Origin of the sequence: Streptococcus sp. DD04 (assembly GCF_001578725.1) — a bacterium.
GTDB lineage: Bacteria > Bacillota > Bacilli > Lactobacillales > Streptococcaceae > Streptococcus > Streptococcus sinensis.
In genome coordinates, this window is record NZ_KQ969026.1 from 1 (window position 1) to 254 (window position 254).

1 protein-coding gene is annotated in these 254 nt (G+C 38.6%); it reads left to right on the forward strand.

Annotated features, from left to right (window positions below):
* Window positions 1-44: 44 nt before the first annotated feature.
* On the forward strand, window positions 45-254 hold a 210-nt coding region (locus STRDD04_RS10380), incomplete at its 3' end, for a lysozyme family protein (protein WP_197460107.1).

A 254-nucleotide genomic window follows, 5' to 3' on the forward strand; every position in this document is an offset into this window, starting at 1 on the left:
TATTCTATTCTTATCAAAAATATCGAGGATATTCAAAGTAAATAATGTTTAAATTTATCAGAAGGCTGATTTTGCTCATCGTTCTGGCTGCCATTGCGATTAAAGGCTATCAAGTCCATCGTGATGTCAAGCAGGTTATGACTTACCAAAGTTTAGTCAGAGAAGTACTGGACGAGCAAGATACGGCTGCCAATGAAGAGCTGGTTCTTGCTATGATTTACACAGAAACCAAGGGAAGAAACACTGACCTCATG